The following is a 26,033-nucleotide window of genomic DNA, read 5'->3' on the forward strand; positions in this document are numbered from 1 at the left end:
GCATCCATGCACCCGGCGAACAAGCGCAAGAAGAACCCGTCATGGCACCTGGTCGGCGCCCAGCTCAGCCACTTCCGCAGGCGCGCACGCCTGACGCAGCCGCAGCTCGCCGAGCGCGTGTGCGTACACGTGGACACCATCGCCTCCATCGAGCAGGGCAGACGCCCCCTGCAGCCCGATTTCGCCCATCAACTTGACGAACTCCTGAACACGGGCGGGGCCCTCGCGGTCGGTGTGGAGCAGATGCCGGAGCGGGAGCGATACCCGGTCTTCGCCCAGGACTTCATCGACTACGAAGCGCTGGCGCTGACCCTGCTCTCGTACGAGAACCACGTCGTGCCCGGACTGCTCCAGACCGAGGAGTACGCCCGAGCCGTGTTCTCCTGCCTCTACCCGCCGCTCAACAAGGAGCAGCTGGACGAGAGCGTGTCCGCACGGCTCGACCGGCAGAAGCTGTTTCAGCGCACACCGTGGCCGCCGATGATGAGCTTCTTGCTGGAGGAGTCGGTCTTACGGCGCCCGATCGGCGGGCGTGCGGTGATGCGGGAGCAGATCCTGCGACTGCGCCAGTGCGCCGAACTGCCCTTTCTGGGGCTTCAGATCATGCCGACGGAGCGGGAGATCCACGCCGGCCTCTCAGGTCCCTTCGTGCTGCTGGAGACTCCCGACCACGATCAACTCGCCTACCTGGAGGTGCAGTACGCCAGCTTCCTCGCCGATGACCCCGACGAGGTCAGTGTGTATCAACAGAAATATGGGATGCTGCGCTCGCAGGCTCTTTCGGTTCAGGACAGCATGGGCCTGCTGGACGAACTGCTAGGAGTGACATGACCTGCGCAGCACACCTGGACCGCTCGGACGGTCCGGTCTGGTTCAAGTCGAGCTACAGCGGCGACACCGGCGGTAACTGCGTCGAGGTCGCCGCCGAGCCCCACGCCGTCCGCGTCCGTGACTCGAAGGTCACGGACGGGCCCGTACTCACGGTCTCGCCCACCGCATGGACCGCCTGGACGGCGTTCCTCGGCGCGACCGCCTAGACCCGTACTTCGCAGGTCACCCGATCGTGAAGATCAACTGGTCACGACCGATCGCCGCTCAGTCCGGTCCGCAACGGCGATCGCAATGCCGGTCCGATCCGGTCGGGTTCGGACGCCGAAGAGCCGCTGCGGCGAACCTTTTCAGCGACCCGCGAAGTCCGGGCCTAGAAGCCGCCACCGCCGAAGTCTCCGCCACCGAAGCCACCGCCGAAGTCGCCTCCGCCGCCGAAGTCCCCGGCGTTGAAGTCGCCTCCGGAGAAGTCTCCGCCCTCGTAACCGCTCATGCCGGAGTCGGCGTACGCGGGGGTGGAGAGCATCGAGCCGAGCATCGTGCCCATCAGCAGGCCGGGCAGGAGGCCGCCGCCGTAGTAGCCGCCGATCCACGGTGCGTACGCCGGTCCCGCCTCCCAGTACGGGCGTCGGCCGTTCGCCGTCTCGACCATGCGGGACATCGGGTCCTGGCCCTCCGCCAGCCGGGTCGCGTCCGCCGCGCAGACGGGCACCCTGCGTGTGGTGCCGCCGGCCGGGGCCCAGTCGACGTCGGCCGTGGACGGGCCGTGGCGCGGGTCGAAGAAGCAGGGCGGGCGTCGTTCGGGCAGCGGCTTGCCTTCGCGGCGCGCGGCGAGCACGGCCAGCGAGAAGCGGCCGTCCTCCAGCGCCTCCGTGACCGCGCGGGCGTCACTGGCCTCAGTAGCCTTGGCCATGGCCGACTTGGCCCTCTCGTACGCGTCCAGGGCCCGCTCGTAGTCGGCGCGCATCGCGTCGTCCGCGCCCGGTTCTGCGGGATGGAAGTCGAGGCGTTCCAGGGTCTCGCCGAACGCGGTGATGTCCTCGTCGACGACGACCCGCACCTTCTCCAGCGCGGCCCGCTCCAGCGCCGCCCGCCGCCGCCGATTGCGCTTCGCCACCAGGAACACACCGGCCGCGCCGGCGACGAGCACCAGACCGAAGGTGACCAGTCCGACGACGGAGGAGGGCCCTTGGCCGGCGCCGTCCCAGGTGTTGGGGGCGCTGCCCCTGGCCTGATCAAGTGCGTCGTCGACGAAGGTGTTCAGCTGGGTGACGGCGTCGAGGCCGCCCGCCGGCTCGACGGACGCGGTGAGGTTGGCGACAGCCTGGCGCGACATCACGACGGAGTCGGCGCCGGCGTCGAACGCGTCACCGAGCCTGACGGCGTACACCCCGGTGATCCCGGTCTTGGTCCGCAGGTCAGCCAGCAGGCCGTCCTCAGGGAACTCCGCCGTCTGCGGGAGTACGGCGACGAAGACCGGCTTTCCGGCGTCGAGGATCTTCTCCTCCAGCGCGTCGGCCTCGCGGGGCGGCAGCTGATCGCGGGCACGCTGATCGACGTACACCGGTCCCTGACGCAGCGAGTCCGCCGCAGCATCGAGCCCCGTGGCAGCCTGCGCGCCGGGAGCCACAGCGAGTACGGCCGCCGCGATCGAGAGCAGCAGCCCTGACAGGGTGGAGAACAGTCGTGTCCTCATACTTAAAAGCTACCCGAATGGCCGCATTTTAAGACATATGGGTTTAGCAGTGTGTGCGCGGACGCGGGCACCGTCCGCGCACACACCCGTCCGGCGGCCGGCCTACTCCGCCGGCTCGACGCCCGCCTTCAGGAGGCCGTAGGTGTACGCGTCCTCCAGGGCCTGCCAGGACGCCGCGATGACGTTCTCGCCGACGCCTACCGTGGACCAGTCGCCCTCGCCGTCGCCCGTGGTGATCAGGACGCGGGTCGTGGACTCGGTGCCGTGCTTGCCCTCCAGGATGCGGACCTTGTAGTCGACCAGTTCCAGCTTGGCGAGCTGGGGGTAGATCCGCTCCAGGCCGACGCGCAGGGCGCGGTCGAGGGCGTTGACCGGGCCGTTGCCCTCCGCCGTGGCGACGATGCGCTCACCCTTCGCCCACAGCTTCACCGTGGCCTCGTTGGCGTGGGTGCCGTCGGGGCGGTCCTCGGTGATGGCGCGCCACGATTCCGTACGGAAGTAGCTGAGCGCGTGGCCCTCGGCCTCCTCGCGCAGGAGGCGCTCGAAGGAGGCGTCGGCCGCCTCGTACGTGTAGCCCTGGAGCTCGCGCTCCTTGACGCGGGCGACGACGCGGCCGACCAGCTCGCGGTCGTTGCCCAGGTCGACGCCGAGCTCCTTGCCCTTGAGCTCGATCGACGCGCGGCCGGCCATGTCGGAGACCAGCATCCGGATGTGGTTGCCGACCAGGCCGGGGTCGATGTGCTGGTAGAGATCGGGGTCGACCTTGATCGCGGAGGCGTGCAGGCCGGCCTTGTGCGCGAAGGCGGAGACGCCGACGTACGGCTGGTGGGTGGAGGGCGTCAGGTTGACGACCTCGGCGATGGCGTGCGAGATGCGGGTCATCTCGGCGAGTGCGCCGGGCGGCAGCACCTGCTTGCCGTACTTCAGCTCCAGGGCTGCCACTACCGGGAAGAGGTTGGCGTTGCCCACGCGCTCGCCGTAGCCGTTGGCCGTGCACTGGACGTGGGTGGCGCCCGCGTCGACGGCGGCGAGGGTGTTCGCGACCGCGCAGCCCGTGTCGTCCTGCGCGTGGATGCCCAGGCGCGCGCCGGTGTCGGCCAGGACGGTGGCGACGACGGCCTGGATCTGGGCGGGGAGCATGCCGCCATTGGTGTCGCAGAGGATGACGACGTCGGCGCCGGCCTCCGAGGCGGCCCGTACGACCGACTTGGCGTACTCGGGGTTGGCGCGGTAGCCGTCGAAGAAGTGCTCGCAGTCGACGAAGACGCGGCGGCCCTGGGCGCGGAGGTAGGAGACCGTGTCGCGGACCATCGCGATGTTCTCGTCGAGCGTCGTACGCAGGGCGAGTTCCACATGGCGGTCGTGGGACTTCGCGACCAGGGTGATGACGGGCGCGCCGGACTCCAGGAGGGCCGCGACCTGGGGGTCGTCCTCTGCCCTGGCGCCGGGGCGGCGGGTGGCGCCGAAGGCCACGAGCTGCGCGTTCTTGAACTTGATCTCGGCCTTCGCGCGGGCGAAGAACTCGGTGTCGCGCGGGTTGGCGCCCGGCCAGCCGCCCTCGATGAAGCCCACGCCGAAGTCGTCCAGGTGCCGGGCGATGGTCAGCTTGTCGGCGACCGTCAGATTGATGCCTTCGCGCTGGGCGCCGTCGCGCAGCGTGGTGTCGAAGACGTGAAAACTGTCGTCGGGGCCTGAAGAGGTCATGGCTTTCTGGACTCCTGTCGAGTGGAAGGACTGGCTCCACTTGCCCCCATCATCGCGCGCACCTCGTTCCGGCCCTGATGGGGCCGGGAAACGAAAAAACCTCTCGCGGGTGCGAGAGGTCTGCGCGCGGGTCTGGGGCACGGTGGCCGCGCCGCACGGGGTGGTACGGGGCGGTCACTGGGGACCGGCGCGCCTGCTGCCGATAATCATGGCGAACGAGAACACGAGGGCAGTCTCGCACGTCTGGCGTGGCGTGGTATCCCCGTCTCACGATGCGGGCGGCCGCGTTCGTACGTACGAGAACCGCTCAGTGGAGCGTCTCGTCGAGGAACTCCGCGATCTGCGCCAGCACCTGCGACCGCTCCGAACCCGGCAGCCCCATCGCCACATGCGTGCTGAAGCCGTCGAGCAGCGCCCGTATCCGCGTCGCGAAGCGGTCGGCGTCGACCACCGTGCGCAGTTCGCCGCGCGAGGCGCCCTCGACGAGCAGGGCCACCAGGTCGCGGTGCCAGGACAGCTCGATGTCGAGGAGGCGGGCGCGGGCCTCCTCGTCGACGGCGTGCGAACGGTTCCAGAGCTCCAGCCACAGCGCCCAGTGCGGATCGCGGGGCCCCGACGGCACGTACAGATCGACGTACGCGTCGAGGCGCTCGCGCACCGGGACCTGCCGCGCGAGCGCGGCCCTGCGGTCCATGCCGAGCTGCTCCTCGCTCCATTCCAGGGTCTGGAGGAGGAGCTCGTCCTTGCTGCGGAAGTAATAGAGCAGGTGCCCGCTGCTCATACCGACCTCACGACCGAGCCCGGCCATGGTCAGCCGCTCCAGCCCGTGCTCGGCGATGCTCGCCATGGCGGCGGCGAGCACGGTCTCGCGGGGCGGGGCGGAGTTGCGACGGCGGGACGGCGGCTTCGCGGAGCCGGCGTCGCCGGACGCGGACGCGGACCCGGTCATGAGGCGTTCTCGTTCACTCGTATGTTTTACCCGATCAGCTGTGCGTCGCGGGCTGCTGCTGGGTGATGCAGTGGATTCCGCCGCCGCCGGCGAAGATCTCGCGGGCGTCGACCAGCGTCACCGTACGGTCGGGGAAGAGGCCGCGGAAGATCTCGGCCGCCTCCTCGTCGCGCGGGTCGTCGAAGGCACAGAGGACCACACCGCCGTTGCAGAGGTAGTGGTTGATGTACGAGTAGTCGACCCAGTCGCCGTCGACCTTCACCTTCGTCGGGGCGGGCACCTCGATGACCTTGAGCGGGCGGCCCTTGGCGTCGGTCTGGGCGCGCAGCAGCTCGACGTTCGCCTTGCACGGCTCGTGGTCGGGGTGGGAGGGGTCGGGCTGGGTGTGGACCAGCACCACTCCGGGCGCGGCGAACGCGGCGACGATGTCGACGTGGCCGAGGGTGCCGAAGCCGTGCGGCGGGTAGTCGGTGGTCAGGCCGCGCGGCAGCCAGATCGCCTTCGTCGTGCCCAGCTTGGCATGGATCTCCGCCTCGACCTGCTCGCGCGTCCACTGGGGGTTGCGCTCGGGGCCGAGCTGGACGGTCTCGGTGAGCAGGACCGTACCCTCGCCGTCGACGTGGATGCCGCCGCCCTCGTTGACGAGCGGGGACGAAAGCGTGGCTACGCCCGCGAGGTCGGCGATCATGCCGGCGATCTTCGAGTCGTGCTCCCAGGTCGCCCAGTCCTGCGCGCCCCAGCCGTTGAACACCCAGTCCACGGCGGCCAGTTCGCCGGTCTCGTCGTCCTTGACGAAGGTCGGGCCGATGTCCCGCATCCAGGCGTCGTCCAGCTCACGCTCGACGAGCTCGATGTCCGGGCCGAGCAGTTCGCGGGCGCCGGCCGACTGACCGGGTCCGCAGACCACGGTGACCGGCTCGTAGGCGCGTACGGCGCGGGCGACGCTCGCCCAGGCCTCGCGGGAGGCGGCGAGCTCCTCGGGGTCGGAGAAGGTGACGTTGGGGCTGGGCCACGCCATCCAGGTGCGCTCGTGCGGGGCCCACTCGGCGGGCATACGGAAAGCCATGGGGGGTCCTTACTGGAATCAGGGGATCCGAGGATCAGAGGAAGTAGAGGCGGTTCAGGGAGACGGAGTCGGCGGGTTCGGAGCGGAGCGGGTCGCCGTCGAGCGTGACCAGCCCACTGTGTCCGTCCACCCCCACCTGTCCGATACGGGAGTTCAGGCGCAGGTCGGCCGGGCCGATGCCGCGCGTGCCGCGCACGGCGACTCGGCGCCGGCGCGTGGGCATCAGGTCGTTGCCCTGGTCGAGGGCGGCCTGCGCGACGAAGGCCACCGAGATGTCGGCGGGGGTGGCGCCGTACGCACCGAACAGCGGCCCGAGGACCAGCGGCTCGCAGGTGTCGGTCGCGGCGTTCGGGTCGCCCGTGACGCCGTACGCCGGGAAGCCCGACTTCAGCACCATCTGCGGCTTCGCGCCGAAGTACTGCGGCCGCCACAGCACGATGTCGGCCATCTTGCCGACCTCGATCGACCCGATCTCGTGGGCGAGACCGTGGGCGATGGCGGGGTTGATGGTCAGCTTGGCCATGTAGCGCAGGACGCGGGCGTTGTCGTCGTCCGGGCCGTCGCCCTCCATCGGGCCCAGCTCGGCCTTCATCTTCCCGGCCATCTGGAAGGTACGGCGCACGGTCTCGCCCGCGCGCCCCATCCCCTGCGCGTCGGACGACGTGATGCCGATCGCGCCCAGGTCGTGCAGCACGTCCTCGGCGCCCATCGTCCCGGCGCGGATCCGGTCGCGCGCCATGGCGGCGTCGCCGGGCAGGTCGGTCTTCAGGTCGTGTACGGAGACGATCATCCCGTAGTGCTCGGCGACCGCGTCCCGCCCGAAGGGGAGCGTGGGGTTGGTCGACGAGCCGATGACGTTCCGTACGCCCGCCATCTTGAGCACGTTGGGGACGTGCCCGCCGCCGCAGCCCTCGATGTGGAAGGCGTGGATCGTACGGCCTTCGAGGACGGACAGGGTGTCCTCGACCGACAGGCACTCGTTCAGGCCGTCGCTGTGCAGTGCGACCTGTACGTCGTGCTCCTCGGCGACCCGCAGCGCGGTGTCCAGGGCGCGGGTGTGCGCGCCCATGTCCTCGTGCACCTTGAAGCCGGACGCGCCGCCCTCGGCGAGCGCCTCGACGAGCGGGGCCGCGTCGGAGGACGAGCCGCGCGCGAGAAAGCCGATGTTGACGGGCCAGGCGTCGAAGGCGCCGAAGGCGTGGCGCAGGGCCCACGGCGAGTTCACACCGACGCCCCAGACCGGGCCGAACTCCTGGCCGATGATCGTCGTCACGCCGGAGGCGAGCGAGGCCTCCATGATGCGCGGCGACAGCAGGTGAACGTGCGTGTCGACGGACCCCGCCGTCGCGATCAGGCCCTCGCCGGAGACGATCGACGTACCGGTGCCGACGACGACGTCCACGCCGTCGAGGGTGTCCGGGTTGCCGGCCCGCCCGATGGCGTGGATGCGGCCTTCCCTGATGCCGATCGACACCTTGCGGATGCCCTGCGCCACGTCGATGACCAGCACATTGCTGATGACCACGTCGCAGGTCTCGCGCACGGCGGCGGCCTTGAGGTGCAGCCCGTCGCGGGCCGTCTTGCCGAAGCCGGCCAGGAACTCCTCGCCCGGCTTCTGCGCGTCCGACTCGACGCGCACGGTCAGCCCGGAGTCGCCGAGGCGGACGCGGTCCCCGGCGCGGGGGCCGTGCACGGCGGCGTACTCATGCGGATCGATGCTCATGCCTCAGCTCCCTCTACTCCTGCTGCTCCTGCTGCTCCTGCTGCTCCCAGATAGCCGCAGGCGGCCGCCCTGCGCAGGGCCTCTTCCTTCGCGCCGGGCGCGTCCAGCGAACCGTCGACGAGCCCGGCGAAACCGATGGCGATCCGGCCGCCGCCGATCGGGACGAGACCGACCTCGGCCTCGCCGCCCGGGTCGAAGCGGACCGAAGAACCCGCCGGTACGCACAGCCGCATGCCGTACGCCGCCGCGCGGTCGAAGTCGAGGCGCGGATTGGCCTCGAAGAAGTGGAAGTGGGAGGTGACGCTGACGGGGACGGTCGCGGTGTTGCGTACGGTCAGCCGCACCGCCGGCTCCGGCTCCGCGTCCGCGGGACCGGGCAGGACCGCGCCCGGGGCGTCCTCGCCCAGTGTGGCGCCGCCGCCGATCGGGGACGAGACGACCGCGAGCCGGGACCCGTCGTCGAAGACGGCCTCCACATGCACCTCGGTCACCACATCGGCCACACCCGGCAGCACATCGTCGGGGCCGAGCACGGACCGTGCCGCCTCGATAGCCTCCGCGAGCCGCCGCCCGTCGCGGGCCGCCTCGCAGACCGTGTCCGCGATGAGCGCGGTCGCCTCCGGCACGTTGAGCCGCAGCCCGCGCGCCCGGCGCGCACGCGCCAGCTCGGCAGCTCCGAACAGCAGCAGCCGGTCGCGTTCCGTCGGGGTCAGTCGCACGCCGCCACACCTCCAAAAGTTTAGAACTTCACTCTAACCACGAGATTCATACGCTGGAAACATTGACGCGCCACCTTGAGACAAGTCACATTGAACAGCACTCAAAACTTTGTCGTCCGGCAGACCGGGAGGACCCAGCCATGCCGATTGAACAGCGCGGAGTCGACACCATTCCCGACGAGGAGCGCACCAGCGGGCCGCGCGACCTCGTCTCCCTGCTTCTCGGTTCGAACCTGTGCCTCGGCGTCATCGTCTTCGGGTGGCTGCCGCCGTCCTTCGGCCTCGGCCTGTGGCCTTCGCTGACGTCGATCATCGTCGGCACCGTGGCCGGCATAGCGGTGACGGCCCCGCTGGCACTCATCTCCCTGCGCACGGCCACCAACCTCTCCACCTCCAGCGGCGCCCAGTTCGGCGTACGGGGCAGGCTCGTCGGCTCGGTCGTAGGCCTGCTGCTGTCCCTCGGTTATACGGCGCTCACGCTGTGGATCGGCGGCGACGTGATGGTCGGCACGCTGTCCCGGCTGACCGGGCTGCCGGACAGCGGGTCCTCCCGCGCCCTGATGTACACGGTGCTGGCGGGCGCCACGGTCGTAGCGGCGGTGTACGGCTACAAGCTGCTGCTGAGCCTGAGCAAGGTGCTGTCCATCGGCATGGTCGTGCTGCTGCTGGTGGGCGTCTACGCGTACGCCGGCGACTTCACGACGGCGGCCCCGCCGGACACCCCGTACCTCCTCGGCTCCTTCTGGCCGACCTGGCTGCTCGCGGCCGTCGCCGCCGGACTGAGCGGCCCGGTCGCCTTCATCACGCTGCTCGGTGACTACACGCGCTACATCTCGCCGCGCCGCCACAGCTCGCGCAAGGTCTTCTGGGCGACCTGTCTCGGCCTGCTCCTGGGCCTGCTGATCCCGCAGCTGTTCGGTACGTACACGGCTCTCGCGGCCCGCGCCGGCCTCGACTACGCGGGACCGCTCGTCGAGGCCGCGCCCTTCTGGTTCCTGGTGCCGCTGCTGCTGGCGGCCTCGGCCGGGTCAGTCGGCAACGCCGGCCTGATGCTGTACTCGATGGGCCTCGACCTGGACGCGATCCTGCCGCGCGCGACCCGCACCCGGGCCACCGTGATCGCGGCCGCCGTCGCGACCGCGTTCGTGTTCGTGGGCTCCTTCGCGTGGTCGGTCCAGTCCGCGATGACGTCGTTCGTTTTGCTCCTGACCGCGATCGGCACGCCGTGGGCGGTCATCTCCCTCATCGGGTACGCGCGCTGCGGCGGCCAGTACGACGCGGACGCCCTCCAGGTCTTCAACCGCCGCGCCAAGGGCGGCGTCTACTGGTACCGGTCGGGCTGGAACGTCCAGGCCACGGTGTCCTGGGCGCTGGGCGCGGCGGTCGGCCTCGCAGCGGTCTCCACGACGGTGTACGAAGGCCCGCTGCTGGCGCTCACCGGCGGCGTGGACTGCAGCTTCATCCTGTCGGGGCTGGTGGGCGGCGTGGCGTACGCGGCGAAGGCGCGGACGGCGGCGCTGCCTGCGGAGGCAGACCCGGTCAGCGAGGCGCCCACCCCCGCGTAGGCGCGCCGCCGGCTGTCCTGCGGAGCTGTTCCCCTACCCGCCCCTTCCCGAACTGGGGCTCCGCCCCAGACCCCGCTCCTCAAACGCCGGAGGGGCTGAAAGTTGCCGCTGCGCGGCAAATCCAGCCCGTCCGGCGTTTGAGGACACGCCCGGAGGGCGTCCGGGGGTCTGGGGGCTTGCCCCCAGTTCGGGAAAGAGCGGGTCGGGGAAAAGCGCCGCAGGCAACCCGGGCCCGCAACGCGCGAGGCCGCGCCCAGCGAAGGGCCGGGCGCGGCCAGGGCGTACAACTACCGACCGGGTCAGCCCAGTTCGTGGGTCCAGCCGTGGGTGTCCTCGGCCGTGCCGGTCTGGATGGCGAGCAGCGCCTTGCGCAGCTCCATCGTCACCTTGCCCGGCTGCCCATCCCCCTGCACCCACTCCGCACCCTCGGACTTCACCGACCCGACCGGCGTGATCGCCGCCGCCGTGCCGCACGCGAAGACCTCGGTCAGGGTGCCGTTCTCGGTGTCGCGCTTCCAGTCCTCCGTGGAGATCCGCCCCTCCGCCGACTCGTACCCGAGGTCACGCGCGAGCTGGAGCAGCGAGTCACGGGTGATGCCGGCCAGAAGGGAGCCCGTCAGCTCCGGGGTGACGATCTTGTTCCCGTACACGAAGTACAGGTTCATGCCGCCCATCTCCTCGACCCACTTGTGCTCCAGCGCGTCGAGCCACACCACCTGGTCGCACCCCTTCTCCGCCGCCTCGGCGAAGGCGAGCAGCGAGGCCGCGTAGTTGCCACCCGTCTTGGCGAAGCCCATGCCGCCGGGGACGGCGCGCACGTAGTTCTCGGACAGCCAGACCGAGACCGGCTTGACCCCGCCCGGGAAGTACGCCCCGGCCGGCGACGCGATGACGATGAAGAGGTACTCATTGGCCGGCTTCACACCCAGCCCCACCTCGTTGGCGATCATGAACGGGCGCAGGTAGAGCGAGTCCTCGCCGCCGTGCGCCGGAACCCACGCCTTGTCCTGCTGCACCAGCGCGTCACACGCCGCGATGAACGTCTCGACCGGCAGCTCCGGCATCGCGAGGCGCCGCGCCGAGACCTGGAAGCGCCTGGCGTTCGCGTCGGGGCGGAAGGTGGCGACCGAGCCGTCGGGCCGGCGGAAGGCCTTCAGGCCCTCGAAGATCTCCTGCGCGTAGTGCAGGGTCATGTTGGCCGGGTCGATCGACAGCGGCGCGTACGGCACGAGCTGCGCGTCGTGCCAGCCACGACCCTCGGTCCACCGGATGGTGACCATGTGGTCGGTGAAGTGGCGGCCGAATCCGGGGTTGGCCAGGATCGCCTCGCGCTCCGCGTCGGACAGCGGGTGCGAGGAGGGCTTGAGCTCGATCGTGGGCGTCGTCATGAGTGCGTGTCCTTCACCGGTTGTGTGTGGTGGACCGCGCTCACGCCTCTAGTAGGACGTCCGAGCTTCCCCTCATGCCGCGGCCCCACGTTCGATTATCGCCTGTGGGAGTGCGTGCATGAAACGGCGTGTAGTGCGGCCCAGGATTGATGGTCGCACCCGGCCGCGGCAAAGCACAGCCGCCGGGTGTCTGTGACCCGGCGGCTGTGGGAGGAGTCCGTCGGGTCAGCCCGCTACTCGTACCGCGAGCGCGTCGCCGATTTCGTCCGTCGTACGGACCGTGCTGCCGTCGCGCTCCGCCAGGTCGGCGGAGACGGCCGCCTCGATACGGACGGCCTCGGCCTCGAAGCCGAGGTGCCGCAGGAGGAGGGCGACGGAGAGGATCGTGGCCGTCGGGTCGGCCTTGCCCTGGCCCGCGATGTCGGGCGCGGAGCCGTGAACGGGCTCGAACATCGACGGGAAGGCACCCGTCGGGTTGATGTTGCCGGAGGCCGCCAGGCCGATGCCGCCGGTCACGGCAGCGGCGAGGTCGGTGAGGATGTCGCCGAAGAGGTTGTCGGTGACGATGACGTCGAAGCGCTCGGGCTGCGTGACGAAGAAGATCGTCGCGGCGTCGACGTGCAGGTAGTCGGTGGTGACGTCCGGGTATTCCTGGCCGACCTTGTCGAAGATGTTCTTCCACATGTGGCCGGCGTAGACGAGGACGTTGTTCTTGTGGACCAGCGTCAGCTTCTTGCGCGGACGGGCGTTGGCCCGCTCGTACGCGTCACGGACGACGCGCTCCACGCCGTACGCCGTATTGAGGCTGACCTCGGTCGCGACCTCGTGCTCCGTACCGGTGCGGATCGAGCCGCCGTTTCCGGTGTACGGGCCTTCGGTGCCCTCGCGCACGACGATGAAGTCGATGTCGGGGCGGCCGGCCAGCGGGGTCGCGGTGTTCGGGAACAGCTTCGACGGGCGCAGGTTGATGAAGTGGTCGAAGGCGAACCGCAGCTTGAGCAGCAGCCCGCGCTCCAGGACGCCGGACGGCACGGACGGGTCGCCGATCGCGCCGAGCAGGATGGCGTCGTGCTGCTTGAGGGAGTCGAGCTCCGCGTCCGGGAGGGTCTCTCCGGTGCGGTGCCAGCGCTGAGCGCCGAGGTCGTACTCCTTGGTCTGCAGCTTCACATCCTGCGGGAGGACGGCGTTGAGGACCTTGAGCCCTTGGGCCACGACCTCCTGGCCGATGCCGTCACCAGGGACCACTGCGAGATTGAGGCTGCGAGACATGTCGGCACCCTACTCCCGCGTCCCAGCACCTGACACCGGGCGTCCGCCATTCGGACTCAAAATCTCGACAGATTCTGTTCACCCTTAGTACTGGCCAGAGTTGGTTGTTACTGGGAAGTTTTTTCCCATGGCTGACACCCCCCGCACCGGTATCCCCGAGCAGCTCGCCCGCCGCATGACCATGCCGGAGCAGCACGAGTATCTCCGTACGAAACTGTCCCGTCGGCGGGTGATCACCTCGTCCGCCGCCACGGTGGGCGGAGCGGCCCTGCTGGGCGGCGCGAGTCCGGCGTACTCCTCGGCCCCTCTCGCTCCCACCACGCTCGCTGCCCGCGTCGACGGATCGCTCGTCGCGCCCTTCGGCCGCCATCTCGCCTTCGGCGCCGACCCGAAGACGCAGATGCGGATCTCCTGGCAGGTGCCGTTCGCGGTCAAGCGCCCGTACGTACGGATCGGTCTCCAGCCGTGGGAGCTGAGCCGCAAGATCGAGGCGGAGGTGCGCGCCCTGCACACGCCGTCGCTGTCGCGGAAGCTGCCCGCGGTCGACCAGTTCTACCTGCATGTGGGGCTGGACGGGCTGCGGCCGGGGACGACGTACTACTACGGCGTCGGGCACGACGGATTCGACCCGGCCGACGCGTCGCGCCTCTCTACCATCGGCTCGTTCCGTACGGCGCCCGCGCGGCCGGAGACGTTCGTCTTCACGGCCTTCGGCGACCAGGGGGTCAGCTACGACGCCCTCGCCAACGACCAGTTGATCCTCGGCCAGAACCCCTCCTTCCACCTCCACGCGGGCGACATCTGCTACGCGGACAGCACCGGGAAGGGCAGGGAGTCGGACACGTACGACGCCCGCGTGTGGGACCAGTTCCTGTCGCAGACGGAAAGCGTGGCGTCGCGGGTCCCGTGGATGGTGACCACCGGCAATCACGACATGGAGGCCTGGTACTCCCCCAACGGCTACGGCGGCCAGTCCGCCCGCTGGTCGCTGCCCGAGAACGGGCCGGACGCGACGAACGCCCCCGGCATCTACTCCTTCACGTACGGCGATGTCGGCGTCGTGGCGCTGGACGCGAACGACGTGTCGTACGAGATACCCGCCAACAAGGGCTACACGGACGGCGCCCAGAGCGCCTGGCTCGACAAGCGGCTCGGCGAGCTGCGGCGGCAGGCCGGCATCGATTTCATCGTGGTCTTCTTCCACCACTGCATGTACTCGACATCGACGCATGCCTCGGACGGCGGTGTGCGCGACGCGTGGCTGGCGCTCTTCACCAAGCACCAGGTCGACCTGGTGATCAACGGGCACAACCATGTGTACGAGCGGACCGACGCCATCCGGGGCGGCGAGGTCGGCAAGCCAGTTCCGGTCGGTGCCTCGACCGATCCGACGCGCGACGGGATCGTGTACGTGACGGCGGGCGGCGCGGGCAAGGACCTGTACGGCTTCGGGCCGGGAGTGAAGGACAGCTACGAGGGCGAGATCCACGACCACGACCACATAGCGACCTTCCACTGGACGAAGCTGCGGCTGCCCGACCCCGACACGGTGGAGTGGTCCCGGGTCCGCTACACCGGCTTCTCGTTCCTCGCGGTCGAGGCGGAGGCCGGTGCGGCGCCGAAGCTGAAGGTCTCCGCGCTCGCCGAATCCGGCGAGCGCATCGACTACTTCGAGATCCGGCGCGGCAGCTAGTCGGCTGGTCGGCGGGGCGGCAGCCTCAGTGGCCGGTCGCGCCGCCGTTGTCGCGGCGGTCGAGGGCCCGCTGGAGGGCTGCGGCCGCCTGCTTGCGGTCGGTGTCGTTCGAACGGGGGGTGTGGCGGACGCGGCGCACGGTCTCGGCCATGATGATCGACTCCTTGAGATCAGAATGATTTCAGGGCGCCGGAATGGGCGGGGAGCAGGTGCCGCAGGGGTTACCTGCATGGGGCACGGGCTCGCGTCCGCCGTTCGCTGATGGAGCGAGACGTTCGGCTTCTTCCAAGCTAAGCGAGGCCGGACTGTCTGTCTCCACAATTACTCGGACTTCCTACTATCTGAGACGCGATCATGGCCACGCCGGGGAAAAGCGTGGCCATCACCGCCGTCTGGATGCCGTCAGGATGCCGTCAGATAGATCCCCGAGGCGTCCGCGCCCGCCGTATTGCGGCAGGTGTAGCCGCTACTGCCGCCGGCGGCCGGAACGGCGTAGATCAGGGAAAGACACCGCCCCTGACCGAGCTGGCCGTAGTAGTTGGGGTGCATGGATTCCTGTACCGGCCCCTGCGTGGAATCACTGTCGATCCAGCGCGCCCACTCGCTGCTCGTGGCCGACGGGGGCTGCGTGGCGTTCACCAGCCTGCTCTGTTTGGCGCACACCTCGCGGCCCTGCAGCATGTCGCGCAGGTCGAGGAACTGCGTGCCCTTGGCGGCGGCCACGCCCTTGAGACGGTCCGCGATCTGCGGGACGAGCGAATCGCGTGCCCAGTCCGAGTCCTTGTTCCAGAACGGGCAGCCGCCGGTGTTGACCCGGCTCCAGCCGCTCTCCGTGTAGCGGTTCTCGGCTGCCCGCGGGATGGGCGAGGGGTAGGACTGCAAGACGATCCGGTAGTCCGAGGCGGCGTAGCCCGCGGCGGACATGACCGCGCGGATCTCGTCGACGGACTTGCCGACGTCTCTCATCACCGTGTCGATCTTCGCGTCCACGACAGCCTGCTGGTCGTCGTGGCAGTACGAGTACCAGACCAGGTAGTCCGTGGCGCAGGCGGTGATGATGTTGGCGAAGCCGAGGTCGTTGCCGCCGACCGACAGCGCGATCACCTTCACGTTGTTCGCCGCGGCGATGCCGGCGAGCTGGTCGGCCTGCGGGGCCTCGCCCTTGAACGACGTGCCGCCGCTCGAAGCACGGAAGACGTTCTGCGTGGTGGCGCCCGAGCAGGCGATGTTGATGAGCGCCTGGGTGGTACCGGTGGCGCTGCGCACCTCTGCGGAGTCGGAACGGTGGCAGCCGTTGGCGGCCGTCGGACCGTACACGAGGCTCGGGTCGTAGCCACTGCCTGTCCACGCCCGGTCGGAGCCGTAGCGGCTGCCGCTGTCGGTGAGGCTGTTGCCGCGCCAGCGTCCCGCTTCGCCGGAGATGTAGCTGTCCCCCATGGAAACGATCGCGGTCGGGCCGGAGGCCGGGCCGGCGGCCGAGGAGCTGGCGCCGGTGGTCAGCAGGGCGGTGAACGCCAGGGGGAGGGAGAGCGCGGCGGCGAGAAGGCGCCGCGTGGGCCTGGGAGTGCGGGTCTGTCTGAGCGTACCGATGGAGCGAAATCCGGACACGGCGGAACTCCTGCGCTGGGCCTCGAAGGCGTATCGGTGAGGGGAGCCGCCGGCCGGTGGCATGCGGAAATCTGGCACGCCACCGTTTGTTACCGCTAGGTAGGTGCACGTTTCGTTTTCGTCACGGCGGGGCCGGAAAACGACTTCCACCGCTCCGGCTAGAGCAGGTCGCCGCCGCGCCAGTCGAAGAACAGGGCGTCCGACGGGTCAGGAAGACCCGCCGCCGCCACAGGCTTCACATACGTCGAACCCTCCTCGTCGGGCAGGGGTACGACGCCGTGGGGACCCAGCGCCGCGATCCGCCCCGGCCACACCACCCACCCACGCCCCGCGTAGAGCGCGGCCCCGTCGTCGGACGCCGAGAGCGCGCCGAGGACGTACGCCCGGTCGATCACCCGCTCCAGCGCCTCCATCACCCGGCCGCCGAGCCCCTGTCCGCGGCGGTCGGCCCGTACGGCCACCCCTTCGACGTAACCGACGCGCAGCGACCGGCCGCGGTGTAGGACGCGGCGCTGGATGACGCTGCCGTGGGCGGCGAGGCCGTGCCGGTCATGGACGACGGCATGGACGCCGCCGATGGTGTGGTCCCAGTCGTCGTCACCGAAGTCGCCGTCGAAGGCGGCGTCGAGGAGGGCGCGGATCTCGTCGAGCGCGGCGGGCGTGAGATCCGCTGTGTGGGCGGTACGGAGGCGGTCGGTGCGCTCAGACTCAGTCATGCGCCGACTCTCCCAGGCCCCGTCAGTACACGTTCACCCCGTACGCGGACAGCGCTTCCCTCACCGGCTGGTGAATGGCGGAGCCATTGGTGCCCGTACAGCCCGAACTCCCCGAGTGGATCCCCAGCGCGACGGTGCCGGCGAAGTGCGCGCCACCACTGTCGCCACCGGCCGAGCAGGCTGTGGTCCGGACCATGCCGTAGACGGGCCCGTCACCGTAATTGACGGTGACGTTCACGGCGGTGACCGTGCCGCTGGTCACCTTCGTCGTGGAGCCGCTCTTCTTGAGGGCCTGCCCGACAACGGCGTTCGCGGCGGACGCGATGTCCTGGTAACTGCCGTTGTAGAGGTTGACGTTGCCCGCCGGCGCCGAGCCGTTCGTGTACCGCACGATGCCGTAGTCGTTGGTCGGGAAGCTGGTGCCCTCACGGACACCGATGACCGGACCACCGGACGTGGCCGACCAGTTGGCGACGTCGTTGGTGCAGTGACCCGCGGTCACGAAGTAACGCGTGGTGCCCTTGGAGACGTTGAAGGCGGCCGAACATCGGTACCCGCCGCCGTAGATCGCGTCGCCGCCCGCCACCTCCCGCTTGAAGGTCCCCGGCACCCGCGACACACGCACCGCGCCGTCCTGCGCGTCCGCGACCTTCTTCAGCCGGGCCATTTCCCGTGCGGACACGGACTGATCGGCCTCGACGCTGACCTGATTGGTCCGGGGATCGATGCCCCACGACGTACCGGTGATCTTCGCTCCGGACTCCAGCGCGGCCATGGCCGCCTCAAGCCGTACGGCACCGCGCTCCACGCGCTTCGCCCTGGCACCGGCCGCGCGGACCTGCTCGGCGGCGCGGTCGCTGGTGACGGTGACGGTGAGTTCGCCGGTACGGCGGTCGATGTAGCTGCCGGCGGTGTCGTCGCCGAGCCGCTCGGAGAGCGCGGAGTCGAGGGCGTACGTCGCCGGGCCTGCGGCAGCGGCTTCGGCCGCCGTCCCGGCCCCGGCGGGGGCCGTGCCGGTGCCGAGCGCGCCGGCGGCTATTAAGGCGGTCAGGGCTGTGCGCGCACGGAGGGTGCGTCTCATGGGGGGGATCTCCTCAGTCAGGCTTCCGTGGGGATCGGAAACACCACTGAGGAATTTGACATGCCCATTGCCATCCCACAAGACCGCCCGGCCGCCCTCGGGTTCCGCCGCCCGCTTCGGGGCACAAGAACAGCGACAAAGGAGGCGAGCGCATGGGCACATGGGCACTCACCCGTCGGGGCAGGCGCACCGCCCGCCGGGCGTCGGACAGCTCGGCCCTGGAGACGGCGGCGCGCTGTGGATTCGTGGCACGCGGGGTGCTCTACCTGCTGGTCGGCCTGCTGGCCATGCGAATAGCCTTCGGCGACGGCGAACAGGAGGCCGACCGGGGCGGCGCGCTCGCGGAGGTGTCCGCGCAGCCGCTGGGCCAGTACCTGCTGTGGGCCCTGGGTGCCGGGTTGGCGGGCATGGCGCTGTGGCGACTCTCCGAGGCCCTCTTCGGCGCGGTCGGACCCGACGGGCACAAGCCCGGCAAGCGCCTGCTGTCGCTGGCGCGTTTCCTCTTCTACGGCTTCGTGTCCTACTCCATCCTGTCCTTCGCCGTCGGCACCGGCGGCAGCGGCAGCGGATCGAGCGACAAGCAGTCCGAAGACGTGACGGCCAGGGCCATGGCACTCCCCGCCGGTCAGTGGATCGTAGGCATCGGCGGCCTGGCCATCGCGGTCGCGGGCGTGTGGATCGCGGGCCGCGCCGTGCTGCGCAAGTACCGCAAACACCTGAAGACGTCGCAACTGCGGGGCCGTACCCGCCAGGCCGTCGACGTCACGGGGGTGGCGGGCGGCATCGCGCGCGGTGCGGTCTTCGCCATGCTCGGCGGCTTCGCGGTGAAGGCGGCGGTCGACTACGAACCCGACCAGGCCAAGGGCATCGACGACACCCTCCGCTCCTTCGCCGACACCCCGGCGGGCCCCTGGCTGCTCGCCCTGATCGCGGTCGGCCTGGCCATGTTCGGCCTCTTCTCCTTCGCCATGGCCCGCTGGCGCAAGATGTGAGACCGGCACCACAAAAGCGAACCGCCCCCGTCCGGCGTGGGGGCCGGGACGGAGGCGGTGGCTTTTCGCGGGGCGCGCGAGCGGACCGCGCGCCGGGGGCGGTCAGCCCTGGTGCGGGTACGTGTAGTCGGTCGGCGCGACCAGGGTCTCCTTGATGGCCCGGGTCAGGGTCCACCGCTGGAGGTTCTGCGGCGCGCCGGCCTTGTCGCACGTACCGGACGCGCGGCCGCCACCGAAGGGCTGCTGGCCGACGACGGCGCCGGTCGCCTTGTCGTTGATGTAGAAGTTGCCCGCGGCGTAGCGGAGCTTGTCCATCGTGTACGCCGCAGCCGCGCGGTCACTGGAGATGACGGCGCCGGTCAGGGCGTAGTCGGAGACCGACTCCATCTGCTCCAGCATCGCGTCGTACTTCTCGTCCTCGTAGACGTGGACCGCGAGGATCGGACCGAAGTACTCGGTCGTGAAGACCTCGTTCGCCGGGTCCGTGCACGCGATGACCGTCGGGCGTACGAAGTAGCCGACCGAGTCGTCGTACGTACCGCCCGCGACGACCGTGCACGTCGGGTCGGCGGCGGCGCGGTCGATCGCGGCCTTGTTCTTGGCGAACGAACGCTCGTCGATCACGGCGCCGATGAAGTTCGACAGGTCGGTGACGTCACCCATGGTGATGCCGTCGACCTCCGCCGCGAACTCCTCCTTGAAGCCGGACTCCCAGATGGAGGCCGGGATGTACGCCCTCGACGAAGCGGAGCACTTCTGGCCCTGGAACTCGAACGAGCCACGGGTCAGGGCGGTCTTCAGGACGGCGCGGTCGGCGCTCGGGTGCGCGACGACGAAGTCCTTGCCGCCGGTCTCGCCGACGAAGCGCGGGTACGAGCGGTACTTCTCGATGTTGTTGCCGACCGTCTTCCACAGGTACTGGAAGGTCTTGGTCGAGCCGGTGAAGTGGATGCCGGCCAGCTCGCGGTGGTTGAGGGCCACCTCGGAGACCGCGATGCCGTCACCCGTGACCAGGTTGATGACGCCCTTGGGAAGGCCCGCCTCCTCCAGGAGCTCCATCAGCAGCACTGCCGCGTGGGTCTGCGTCGGGGACGGCTTCCAGACCACGACGTTGCCCATCAGGGCGGGAGCGGTCGGCAGGTTGCCGGCGATCGCCGTGAAGTTGAAGGGCGTGATCGCGTAGACGAAACCTTCCAGCGGGCGGTGGTCCAGCCGGTTCCACACACCCGGCGAGTTCGCCGGCGGCTGCTCGGCGAGCAGGTCACGGGCGTACTTGACGTTGAAGCGCCAGAAGTCGACGAGCTCGCACGGCGTGTCGATCTCGGCCTGCTGGACGGTCTTCGACTGGCCGAGCATGGTCGAGGCGGCCAGCGTCTCGCGCCACGGGCCCGACAGCAGCTCGGCGGCGCGCAGGATGATCGCGGCTCGGTCGTCGAAGGACATCGCGCGCCACGCCGGAGCGGCGGCCAGCGCGGCGTCGATCGCGTCCCGCGCGTCGTCCTGCGTGGCGTGGGCGGCGGTGCCGAGGACGGCCTTGTGGTTGTGCGGCTGCACGACGTCGAAACGCTCGCCGCCGCCCATCCGCTTCTCCCCGTTGATCGTCATCGGGAGGTCGCGGGGGTTCTCGGCCAGCTCCTTGAGCTTGACTTCGAGGCGTGCGCGCTCCGGCGAACCGGGGGCGTAGGTGTGCACCGGCTCGTTGACCGGGGCGGGGACCTGGGTAACAGCGTCCATGGGTTCCTTGACTCCTTTGTAAGGGGTGGAAGGGGTCAGCCTGGGTCAGTTCTTGGTGATCATCGAGCGGACGAAGAACAGCAGGTTGGCCGGTTTCTCCGCGAGGCGCCGCATGAAGTAGCCGTACCAGTCGGTGCCGTACGCGGTGTACACACGCATCCGGTGTCCCTCTGCCGCGAGCCGCACATGCTCTTCGCTGCGGATCCCGTACAGCATCTGGAATTCGTACTCATCCAGTTTGCGCCCGGCACGCCGCGCGAGCTCCTGGCTGATGGCAATCAGTCGCGGGTCGTGCGACCCGATCATCGGATACCCGTCGCCGGCCATCAGGATCCTCAGAATCCGGACGTACGCCTTGTCGATCTCGGCCCTGTCCTGGAACGCGACGGTGGCGGGCTCCTTGTAGGCGCCCTTGACGATACGGACGCGGCTGCCGGCCCCCGAGAGGCGGCGCGCGTCGTCCTCGGTGCGGAACAGGTACGCCTGGATCACGCAGCCGGTCTGCGGGAAGTCCTTCCGCAGCTCCTCGTGGATGGCGAACATCGAGTCCAGGGTGGTGTGGTCCTCGGCGTCCAGCGTGACCGTGGTGCCGATCGCGGCGGCGGCCTCGACGACCGGGCGGACATTGGCGAGCGCCAGCTCGTGACCGCCGGACAGCGCCTGGCCGAACATCGACAGCTTGACCGACATCTCGGCCCTGGCGCCCAGGCCGAGGTCCGTGAGGTGCTCGATCAGCTCCAGGTACGCGTCACGGGCGGCAAAGGCCTGCTGGCGCGTGGTGATGTCCTCGCCCACGTAGTCCAGCGTGACGTCGAGACCCTTGGCCGCCGCCTCCTGAACGATCGGAATGACTTCCTCGACCGTCTCACCGGCGATGAACCGGCCGACGACCTGTTTGGTGCCCGGGGCAGCCGACACGAAGCGGCGCATCTTGTCGCTGCGCGAAGCGGCGAGGATCACGGGACCCAGCACGGGGCACCTCCACGGATAAGGCTTGAAGGGGGCCGTGACCAGGAGAATTAGGTACGGCACGGATAACCACCGTGAAATCTAAGGATCGCTCGCATCTTGAACCATCGACAGCTGTCACGCATCCGTGGCGTCTATCTCATACAGATGTCTGAAGTGCTGCGAGAATGAGAAGTGTGAAGGGCGATTACCAAGACCTGGTGGACGAGATCTCGGCGCTGCTCGGCGCCCCCGCGACGCTGGAGGACCGCGATTTCCGGCTGATCGCGTTCGGCGCGCACGACTCCGGCAGCGGTTTCGACGAATCGACCCTGGACCCGGTCCGTACGCGCTCGATCCTCACCCGCCGCTCGACGGCGGAGGTCCGCGCGTGGTTCGAGAAGTTCGGCATCGCGACGGCGGAAGCCCCGGTGTACATCCCCGCCGATCCCGCCGCGGGAGTGCTGCGCGGCCGTCTGTGCCTGCCCGTACGCCATCGGGGTGTCATCCACGGTTACGTGTGGCTGCTCGCCGGGGACGACGGTCCGCCCGGGCCGGTCCCCGCCTCGGCGATGGCGGTCTGTGCCCGGATCGGCGAACTCCTCGCCGACGAGGCCCGCGCCCGCGCCGACCTCGGCCCGCATCTCCTGACCCTGCTCACCTCGGACTCCGCCGACAGCCGGGCCGCGGCGCTGGCGTCGCTGGGTGCGGCGCTGGGCGACGGTGGCACGTACGCCCTGCTGTGCGTCGCACCGTGGCCGGAAGCCCTGCCCGGTGTCCCCAAGGTCCCGGGCGCGGCCGCGCTGTGCCTGCTTCCGGTGCCGGGGCCGGCGGGGCCGCGCGTCGCGGCCCTGATCCGCGTCCGTACGCCGGCCGACCTCTCCCCCGCTCACCAGACGGCGGCCACTTTGCTCTCCGCGGCGGGACGGGTCGTGGGCATCGGCAACCCGGTACACACCCTCGAAGACCTGCCGGGCGCATGGCGCGAAGCCTCGGCGGCGGCCCGCGCGGCGCTGGCGCGCCCCCACCTCGGCCCGGTCGCGGAGTGGTCGGGCATCGGCCCGTACCGTCTGCTCGCCGCGCTTCCCGACAGCGGACCGGGCCACCCGGTGGACCCCGCGGTACGCCCCCTCCTCGAACCCGCGCACGCCGAGCTGGCCCGCACAGCGGAAACGTTCCTGGACTGCGCGGGCCAGGCGGCCCGCACCGCGACCGCCCTGAACATCCACCGCCAGACGCTCTACTACCGCCTGTCCCGCGTGGAACAGCTCACCGGCCTGGACCTCCACAACGGCGAGGACCGCCTGCTCCTCCACATGTCCCTGAAGGCAGCCCGCCTCTGAACCAGGCGACTCCCTACGCACCCGTACCCGGTACCCGGACCCCGCGCGAGGCAGGGATCCGCGTACCGGGTACGGGAGTGAAGCGTGAGAGCCAGGCTCAGTCAGCCAGGTTCACGAAGCGGGCCGAGGCCGCGCCGATCTCCTCCGCGATCTCACTCAGAACCGCCGCCGGAACCTTGTCGTCCACGGAGAGCACTGCCAGCGCCTCGCCGCCCTGATCCGCACGCGAGACCTGCATGCCGGCGATGTTCAGCCCACCCTCGCCGAGGATGCGGCCGACCGTGCCGACGACGCCCGGACGGTCCTGGTAGCGCAGTACGACCATGTGGTCGGCCAGCGTCAGGTCGATGGCGTGCTCGCCGATCCCGACGATCTTCTGGAGGTGCTTCGGCCCGGCCAGCGTGCCCGAGACCGAAACCTCCTCGCCACCCGACAGCGTGCCGCGCACGGTGACGACGTTCTTGTGGTCCGGGGACTCCGAGCTCGTCGTCAGCCGCACCTCGACCCCGCGCTCCTGCGCGAAGAGCGGCGCGTTGACGTAGCTCACGGTCTCGTCGACGACGTCCTCGAACACGCCCTTGAGCGCGGACAGTTCCAGCACCTTGACGTCGTACTGCGTGATCTCGCCGTACACCTCGACATCGAGCCGCACCGCGACCTCGCCCGCGAGCGCGGTGAACATCCGGCCGAGCTTCTCGGCCAGCGGCAGACCCGGACGCACGTCCTCGGCGATGACACCGCCCTGAACGTTGACCGCGTCCGGCACGAGCTCACCGGCGAGCGCGAGCCGCACCGACTTGGCGACCGCGATGCCCGCCTTCTCCTGCGCCTCGTCCGTCGAGGCACCGAGGTGCGGCGTGCAGACGACCTGGTCGAGCTCGAACAGCGGGGAGTCGGTGCAGGGCTCCTTCGCGTACACGTCGAGGCCCGCGCCGGCGACCCGGCCCTCCTTGAGGGCGGAGTACAGCGCCGGCTCGTCGACGATCCCGCCGCGCGCGGCGTTGACGATGCGTACGGCCGGCTTGACCTTGTGCAGCGCGTCGTCGCCGATCAGCCCGAGCGTCTCGGGGGTCTTCGGCAGGTGCACGGTGATGAAGTCGGCGACCTCCAGCAGCTCGTCGAGCGAGAGCAGCTTGACACCCATCTGGGCGGCCCGCGCGGGCTGCACGTAGGGGTCGTACGCGACGATCTTCATGCCGAAGGCCGACATGCGCTGCGCGACCAGGACACCGATGCGGCCGAGGCCGACGACACCCAGGGTCTTCTCGCTCAGCTCGACGCCCGTGTACTTCGACCGCTTCCACTCGCCGTTCTTGAGGGCGGTGTTGGCCTGCGGGATGTTGCGCGCGGTGGCGACGAGCAGGCCGCAGGCGAGCTCGGCGGCGGTGACGATGTTGGACGTCGGCGCGTTGACGACCATCACGCCGGCCTTGGTGGCGGCGGAGACGTCCACGTTGTCGAGGCCGACACCGGCACGGGCGACGACGCGGAGCTTCTTCGCCGCGGCGATGGCCTCGGCGTCGACCTTGGTGGCGGAGCGGACGAGAATCGCGTCCACGTCGGCGATGGCCGGCAGGAGCTCTGCCCGGTCGGCGCCGTTGCAGTGCCGGATCTCGAAGTCCGGGCCCAGGGCGTCGACTGTGGCGGGCGACAGCTCTTCAGCGATGAGTACGACAGGTTTCGAGCTCACGTGAGTCCTCACTGGTCCTTTGCGGACGGCCGTCCCGACGGCCGCAGGCGGTGGAGGGGCTAGCCGCGTGGAAGACGCACGACGCTGTGGGCCTGACGCGTATATGTATGGAAGCAGTCTAGTGGCGCCCGGCACTCGGTCTTCCGCCTCAGCGTAAGATCACCCGTCCGTGGCTGGACGTTCTGTCCAGTTGTGCTTTCCGGTGGTGCACGAAGGGCCGCGGCGATACGCCGCGGCCCCCGTGCTCAAGGCTTACGCCTCTTCGTTGTTGACCCAGCTCATGAGCTTGCGGAGCTCCTTGCCGGTGGTCTCCAGCAGGTGCTCGGAGTCCTTCGTCTTGTACTCGTCGTACTTCTTCAGGCCGCCGTGGTACTCGTCCATCCAGTTCTTGGCGAACGTGCCGTCCTGGATCTCGGCGAGGACCTTCTTCATCTCGGCCTTGGTCTGGTCGGTGATGATGCGGGGGCCGGTGATGTAGTCGCCCCACTCGGCGGTCTCGGAGACCGACCAGCGCATCTTCTCCAGGCCGCCCTCGTACATGAGGTCCACGATGAGCTTGAGCTCGTGGAGGCACTCGAAGTACGCGATCTCCGGCTGGTACCCGGCCTCGGTCAGGGTCTCGAAACCGGCCTTGACGAGCGCCGACGCACCGCCGCAGAGCACGGCCTGCTCACCGAACAGGTCGGTCTCGGTCTCCTCGGTGAAGGTCGTCTTGATGACGCCCGCCCGCGTGCCGCCGATGGCCTTGGCGTACGAGAGGGCCAGCGCGAAGGCGGAGCCGGTGGCGTCCTGCTCGACGGCGGCGATCGCCGGAACGCCGCGGCCTTCCTCGTACTGACGACGGACCAGGTGGCCCGGGCCCTTCGGGGCGACCAGGGCGACGTCGACGCCGGCCGGGGGCTTGATGAAGCCGAAGCGGACGTTGAAGCCGTGGGCGAAGAACAGCGCGTCGCCGTCCTTCAGGTTGCCCTTGACGGACTCCTCGTAGACCTGGGCCTGGATCGGGTCCGGGATCAGGATCATGATGACGTCGGCCTCGGCGGAAGCCTCCGCCGGGGTCACCACGCGCAGACCCTGCTCCTCGGCCTTGGCCTTGGACTTGGAGCCCTCGTGCAGACCGACCCGGACGTCGACACCCGAGTCACGGAGCGACAGCGCGTGGGCGTGGCCCTGGCTGCCGTAACCGATCACCGCGACCTTGCGGCCCTGGATGATGGACAGGTCGGCATCGTCGTCGTAGAACAGCTCGGCCACTGGGATTCTCCTTGAGTGCTGGTTGTGCGTCCCACCGTACGGCGGGGTGCGGAATGAAGGTTTTTGG

General features: G+C 69.8%; 22 protein-coding genes. 6 read left to right on the forward strand and 16 right to left on the reverse strand.

The window, feature by feature from the left end; all coding sequences use genetic code 11:
- Positions 1-6 precede the first annotated feature (6 nt).
- The gene (locus tag J7E96_RS03145) at positions 7-831 is read left to right on the forward strand and encodes a helix-turn-helix transcriptional regulator (RefSeq protein WP_215127455.1); all 825 of its coding nucleotides are present in this window, start codon (positions 7-9) and stop codon (positions 829-831) included.
- Positions 828-1,037 carry a DUF397 domain-containing protein gene (locus J7E96_RS03150; RefSeq protein WP_215127184.1) on the forward strand — a complete coding sequence of 70 codons (210 nt, stop codon included), beginning with the start codon at positions 828-830 and terminating at the stop codon, positions 1,035-1,037. The genes J7E96_RS03145 and J7E96_RS03150 overlap by 4 nt, the downstream gene beginning before the upstream one ends.
- Positions 1,038-1,201: 164 nt before the next feature.
- On the opposite strand, the gene J7E96_RS03155 is transcribed toward J7E96_RS03150, so the two are convergent.
- The 6 genes from J7E96_RS03155 to ureA all read right to left on the reverse strand — a co-directional run bounded on the left by J7E96_RS03155 (position 1,202) and on the right by ureA (position 8,685).
- A complete protein-coding gene (locus J7E96_RS03155) occupies positions 1,202-2,524 on the reverse strand; it encodes a hypothetical protein (RefSeq protein WP_215127186.1) in 1,323 nt (440 codons plus the stop codon).
- Positions 2,525-2,626: 102 nt separating this feature from the next.
- Positions 2,627-4,228: a citramalate synthase gene (gene cimA / locus J7E96_RS03160; protein WP_215127188.1), complete on the reverse strand. Its 1,602-nt coding sequence runs from the start codon at positions 4,226-4,228 to the stop codon at positions 2,627-2,629.
- A 307-nt stretch (positions 4,229-4,535) separates the two neighbouring features.
- The gene (locus tag J7E96_RS03165) at positions 4,536-5,177 is read right to left on the reverse strand and encodes a TetR/AcrR family transcriptional regulator (protein WP_215127191.1); all 642 of its coding nucleotides are present in this window, start codon (positions 5,175-5,177) and stop codon (positions 4,536-4,538) included.
- Between the two features lie 34 nt (positions 5,178-5,211).
- Positions 5,212-6,243: an agmatine/peptidylarginine deiminase gene (locus J7E96_RS03170; RefSeq protein WP_215127193.1), complete on the reverse strand. Its 1,032-nt coding sequence runs from the start codon at positions 6,241-6,243 to the stop codon at positions 5,212-5,214.
- Between the two features lie 34 nt (positions 6,244-6,277).
- Positions 6,278-7,966 carry an urease subunit alpha gene (locus tag J7E96_RS03175; RefSeq protein ID WP_215127195.1) on the reverse strand — a complete coding sequence of 563 codons (1,689 nt, stop codon included), beginning with the start codon at positions 7,964-7,966 and terminating at the stop codon, positions 6,278-6,280.
- Positions 7,963-8,685, reverse strand: a complete 723-nt coding sequence (gene ureA, locus J7E96_RS03180) for an urease subunit gamma (RefSeq protein ID WP_215127197.1) — start codon at positions 8,683-8,685, stop codon at positions 7,963-7,965. The genes J7E96_RS03175 and ureA overlap by 4 nt, the downstream gene beginning before the upstream one ends.
- Positions 8,686-8,825: 140 nt before the next feature.
- Here ureA and J7E96_RS03185 point away from each other — a divergent pair, with 140 nt between their 5' ends.
- Complete coding sequence (locus tag J7E96_RS03185; protein ID WP_215127199.1) at positions 8,826-10,250, forward strand: cytosine permease; 1,425 nt, start codon at positions 8,826-8,828, stop codon at positions 10,248-10,250.
- 299 nt (positions 10,251-10,549) lie between these two features.
- On the opposite strand, the gene J7E96_RS03190 is transcribed toward J7E96_RS03185, so the two are convergent.
- Together J7E96_RS03190 and J7E96_RS03195 are read right to left on the reverse strand one after the other, a co-directional pair.
- Positions 10,550-11,638, reverse strand: a complete 1,089-nt coding sequence (locus J7E96_RS03190) for a branched-chain amino acid aminotransferase (protein ID WP_215127201.1) — start codon at positions 11,636-11,638, stop codon at positions 10,550-10,552.
- A 225-nt stretch (positions 11,639-11,863) separates the two neighbouring features.
- Complete coding sequence (locus J7E96_RS03195) at positions 11,864-12,907, reverse strand: 3-isopropylmalate dehydrogenase (protein WP_215127203.1); 1,044 nt, start codon at positions 12,905-12,907, stop codon at positions 11,864-11,866.
- Positions 12,908-13,034: 127 nt separating this feature from the next.
- On the opposite strand from J7E96_RS03195, the gene J7E96_RS03200 reads away from it, so the two are divergent.
- Positions 13,035-14,600 (forward strand): metallophosphoesterase family protein, encoded by a 1,566-nt coding sequence (locus tag J7E96_RS03200; protein ID WP_215127205.1) that lies wholly within the window; start codon positions 13,035-13,037, stop codon positions 14,598-14,600.
- Between the two features lie 25 nt (positions 14,601-14,625).
- Here J7E96_RS03200 and J7E96_RS38085 read toward each other — a convergent pair whose 3' ends face one another.
- From J7E96_RS38085 to J7E96_RS03215, 4 genes are all read right to left on the reverse strand, one after another.
- Entirely contained in the window at positions 14,626-14,751 is a 126-nt protein-coding gene (locus J7E96_RS38085) for a hypothetical protein (protein WP_285439257.1), read from the reverse strand.
- Positions 14,752-15,002: 251 nt separating this feature from the next.
- Positions 15,003-16,208: a GDSL-type esterase/lipase family protein gene (locus tag J7E96_RS03205; protein ID WP_308295818.1), complete on the reverse strand. Its 1,206-nt coding sequence runs from the start codon at positions 16,206-16,208 to the stop codon at positions 15,003-15,005.
- A gap of 158 nt (positions 16,209-16,366) precedes the next feature.
- Entirely contained in the window at positions 16,367-16,924 is a 558-nt protein-coding gene (locus tag J7E96_RS03210; RefSeq protein WP_215127207.1) for a GNAT family N-acetyltransferase, read from the reverse strand.
- A 22-nt stretch (positions 16,925-16,946) separates the two neighbouring features.
- Positions 16,947-18,005, reverse strand: a complete 1,059-nt coding sequence (locus tag J7E96_RS03215) for a S1 family peptidase (protein WP_215127209.1) — start codon at positions 18,003-18,005, stop codon at positions 16,947-16,949.
- 152 nt (positions 18,006-18,157) lie between these two features.
- On the opposite strand from J7E96_RS03215, the gene J7E96_RS03220 reads away from it, so the two are divergent.
- Entirely contained in the window at positions 18,158-18,997 is an 840-nt protein-coding gene (locus J7E96_RS03220) for a DUF1206 domain-containing protein (protein ID WP_215127211.1), read from the forward strand.
- A gap of 102 nt (positions 18,998-19,099) precedes the next feature.
- Here the strand turns inward: J7E96_RS03220 and pruA are convergent, their stop codons facing one another.
- The gene (gene pruA / locus J7E96_RS03225) at positions 19,100-20,731 is read right to left on the reverse strand and encodes an L-glutamate gamma-semialdehyde dehydrogenase (protein WP_215127213.1); all 1,632 of its coding nucleotides are present in this window, start codon (positions 20,729-20,731) and stop codon (positions 19,100-19,102) included.
- Positions 20,732-20,776: 45 nt separating this feature from the next.
- A complete protein-coding gene (locus J7E96_RS03230; protein WP_215127215.1) occupies positions 20,777-21,703 on the reverse strand; it encodes a proline dehydrogenase family protein in 927 nt (308 codons plus the stop codon).
- A gap of 173 nt (positions 21,704-21,876) precedes the next feature.
- Here J7E96_RS03230 and J7E96_RS03235 point away from each other — a divergent pair, with 173 nt between their 5' ends.
- Entirely contained in the window at positions 21,877-23,022 is a 1,146-nt protein-coding gene (locus J7E96_RS03235) for a helix-turn-helix domain-containing protein (RefSeq protein WP_308295829.1), read from the forward strand.
- Positions 23,023-23,119: 97 nt separating this feature from the next.
- Here the strand turns inward: J7E96_RS03235 and serA are convergent, their stop codons facing one another.
- On the reverse strand, positions 23,120-24,712 hold the full coding sequence (gene serA / locus J7E96_RS03240) for a phosphoglycerate dehydrogenase (RefSeq protein WP_215127218.1): 1,593 nt from the start codon (positions 24,710-24,712) through the stop codon (positions 23,120-23,122).
- Between the two features lie 252 nt (positions 24,713-24,964).
- Complete coding sequence (gene ilvC, locus J7E96_RS03245; RefSeq protein ID WP_215127220.1) at positions 24,965-25,966, reverse strand: ketol-acid reductoisomerase; 1,002 nt, start codon at positions 25,964-25,966, stop codon at positions 24,965-24,967.
- Positions 25,967-26,033: the final 67 nt, after the last annotated feature.

This window comes from Streptomyces sp. ISL-96 (assembly GCF_018614035.1).
GTDB lineage: Bacteria > Actinomycetota > Actinomycetes > Streptomycetales > Streptomycetaceae > Streptomyces.

Bases quoted from the DNA above. Each gene is read 5' to 3' on its own strand.
- J7E96_RS03215 (WP_215127209.1), bottom strand. From the start codon at position 18,005: ATGAGACGCACCCTCCGTGCGCGCACAGCCCTGACCGCCTTAATAGCC.
- J7E96_RS03210 (WP_215127207.1), bottom strand. From the start codon at position 16,924: ATGACTGAGTCTGAGCGCACCGACCGCCTCCGTACCGCCCACACAGCG.
- J7E96_RS03170 (WP_215127193.1), bottom strand. From the start codon at position 6,243: ATGGCTTTCCGTATGCCCGCCGAGTGGGCCCCGCACGAGCGCACCTGG.
- J7E96_RS03145 (WP_215127455.1), top strand. From the start codon at position 7: ATGCACCCGGCGAACAAGCGCAAGAAGAACCCGTCATGGCACCTGGTC.
- pruA (WP_215127213.1), bottom strand. From the start codon at position 20,731: ATGGACGCTGTTACCCAGGTCCCCGCCCCGGTCAACGAGCCGGTGCAC.
- J7E96_RS03200 (WP_215127205.1), top strand. From the start codon at position 13,035: ATGGCTGACACCCCCCGCACCGGTATCCCCGAGCAGCTCGCCCGCCGC.
- J7E96_RS03190 (WP_215127201.1), bottom strand. From the start codon at position 11,638: ATGACGACGCCCACGATCGAGCTCAAGCCCTCCTCGCACCCGCTGTCC.
- J7E96_RS03195 (WP_215127203.1), bottom strand. From the start codon at position 12,907: ATGTCTCGCAGCCTCAATCTCGCAGTGGTCCCTGGTGACGGCATCGGC.
- J7E96_RS03150 (WP_215127184.1), top strand. From the start codon at position 828: ATGACCTGCGCAGCACACCTGGACCGCTCGGACGGTCCGGTCTGGTTC.
- J7E96_RS03185 (WP_215127199.1), top strand. From the start codon at position 8,826: ATGCCGATTGAACAGCGCGGAGTCGACACCATTCCCGACGAGGAGCGC.
- J7E96_RS03165 (WP_215127191.1), bottom strand. From the start codon at position 5,177: ATGACCGGGTCCGCGTCCGCGTCCGGCGACGCCGGCTCCGCGAAGCCG.
- cimA (WP_215127188.1), bottom strand. From the start codon at position 4,228: ATGACCTCTTCAGGCCCCGACGACAGTTTTCACGTCTTCGACACCACG.
- J7E96_RS03155 (WP_215127186.1), bottom strand. From the start codon at position 2,524: ATGAGGACACGACTGTTCTCCACCCTGTCAGGGCTGCTGCTCTCGATC.
- J7E96_RS38085 (WP_285439257.1), bottom strand. From the start codon at position 14,751: ATGGCCGAGACCGTGCGCCGCGTCCGCCACACCCCCCGTTCGAACGAC.
- J7E96_RS03175 (WP_215127195.1), bottom strand. From the start codon at position 7,966: ATGAGCATCGATCCGCATGAGTACGCCGCCGTGCACGGCCCCCGCGCC.
- J7E96_RS03220 (WP_215127211.1), top strand. From the start codon at position 18,158: ATGGGCACATGGGCACTCACCCGTCGGGGCAGGCGCACCGCCCGCCGG.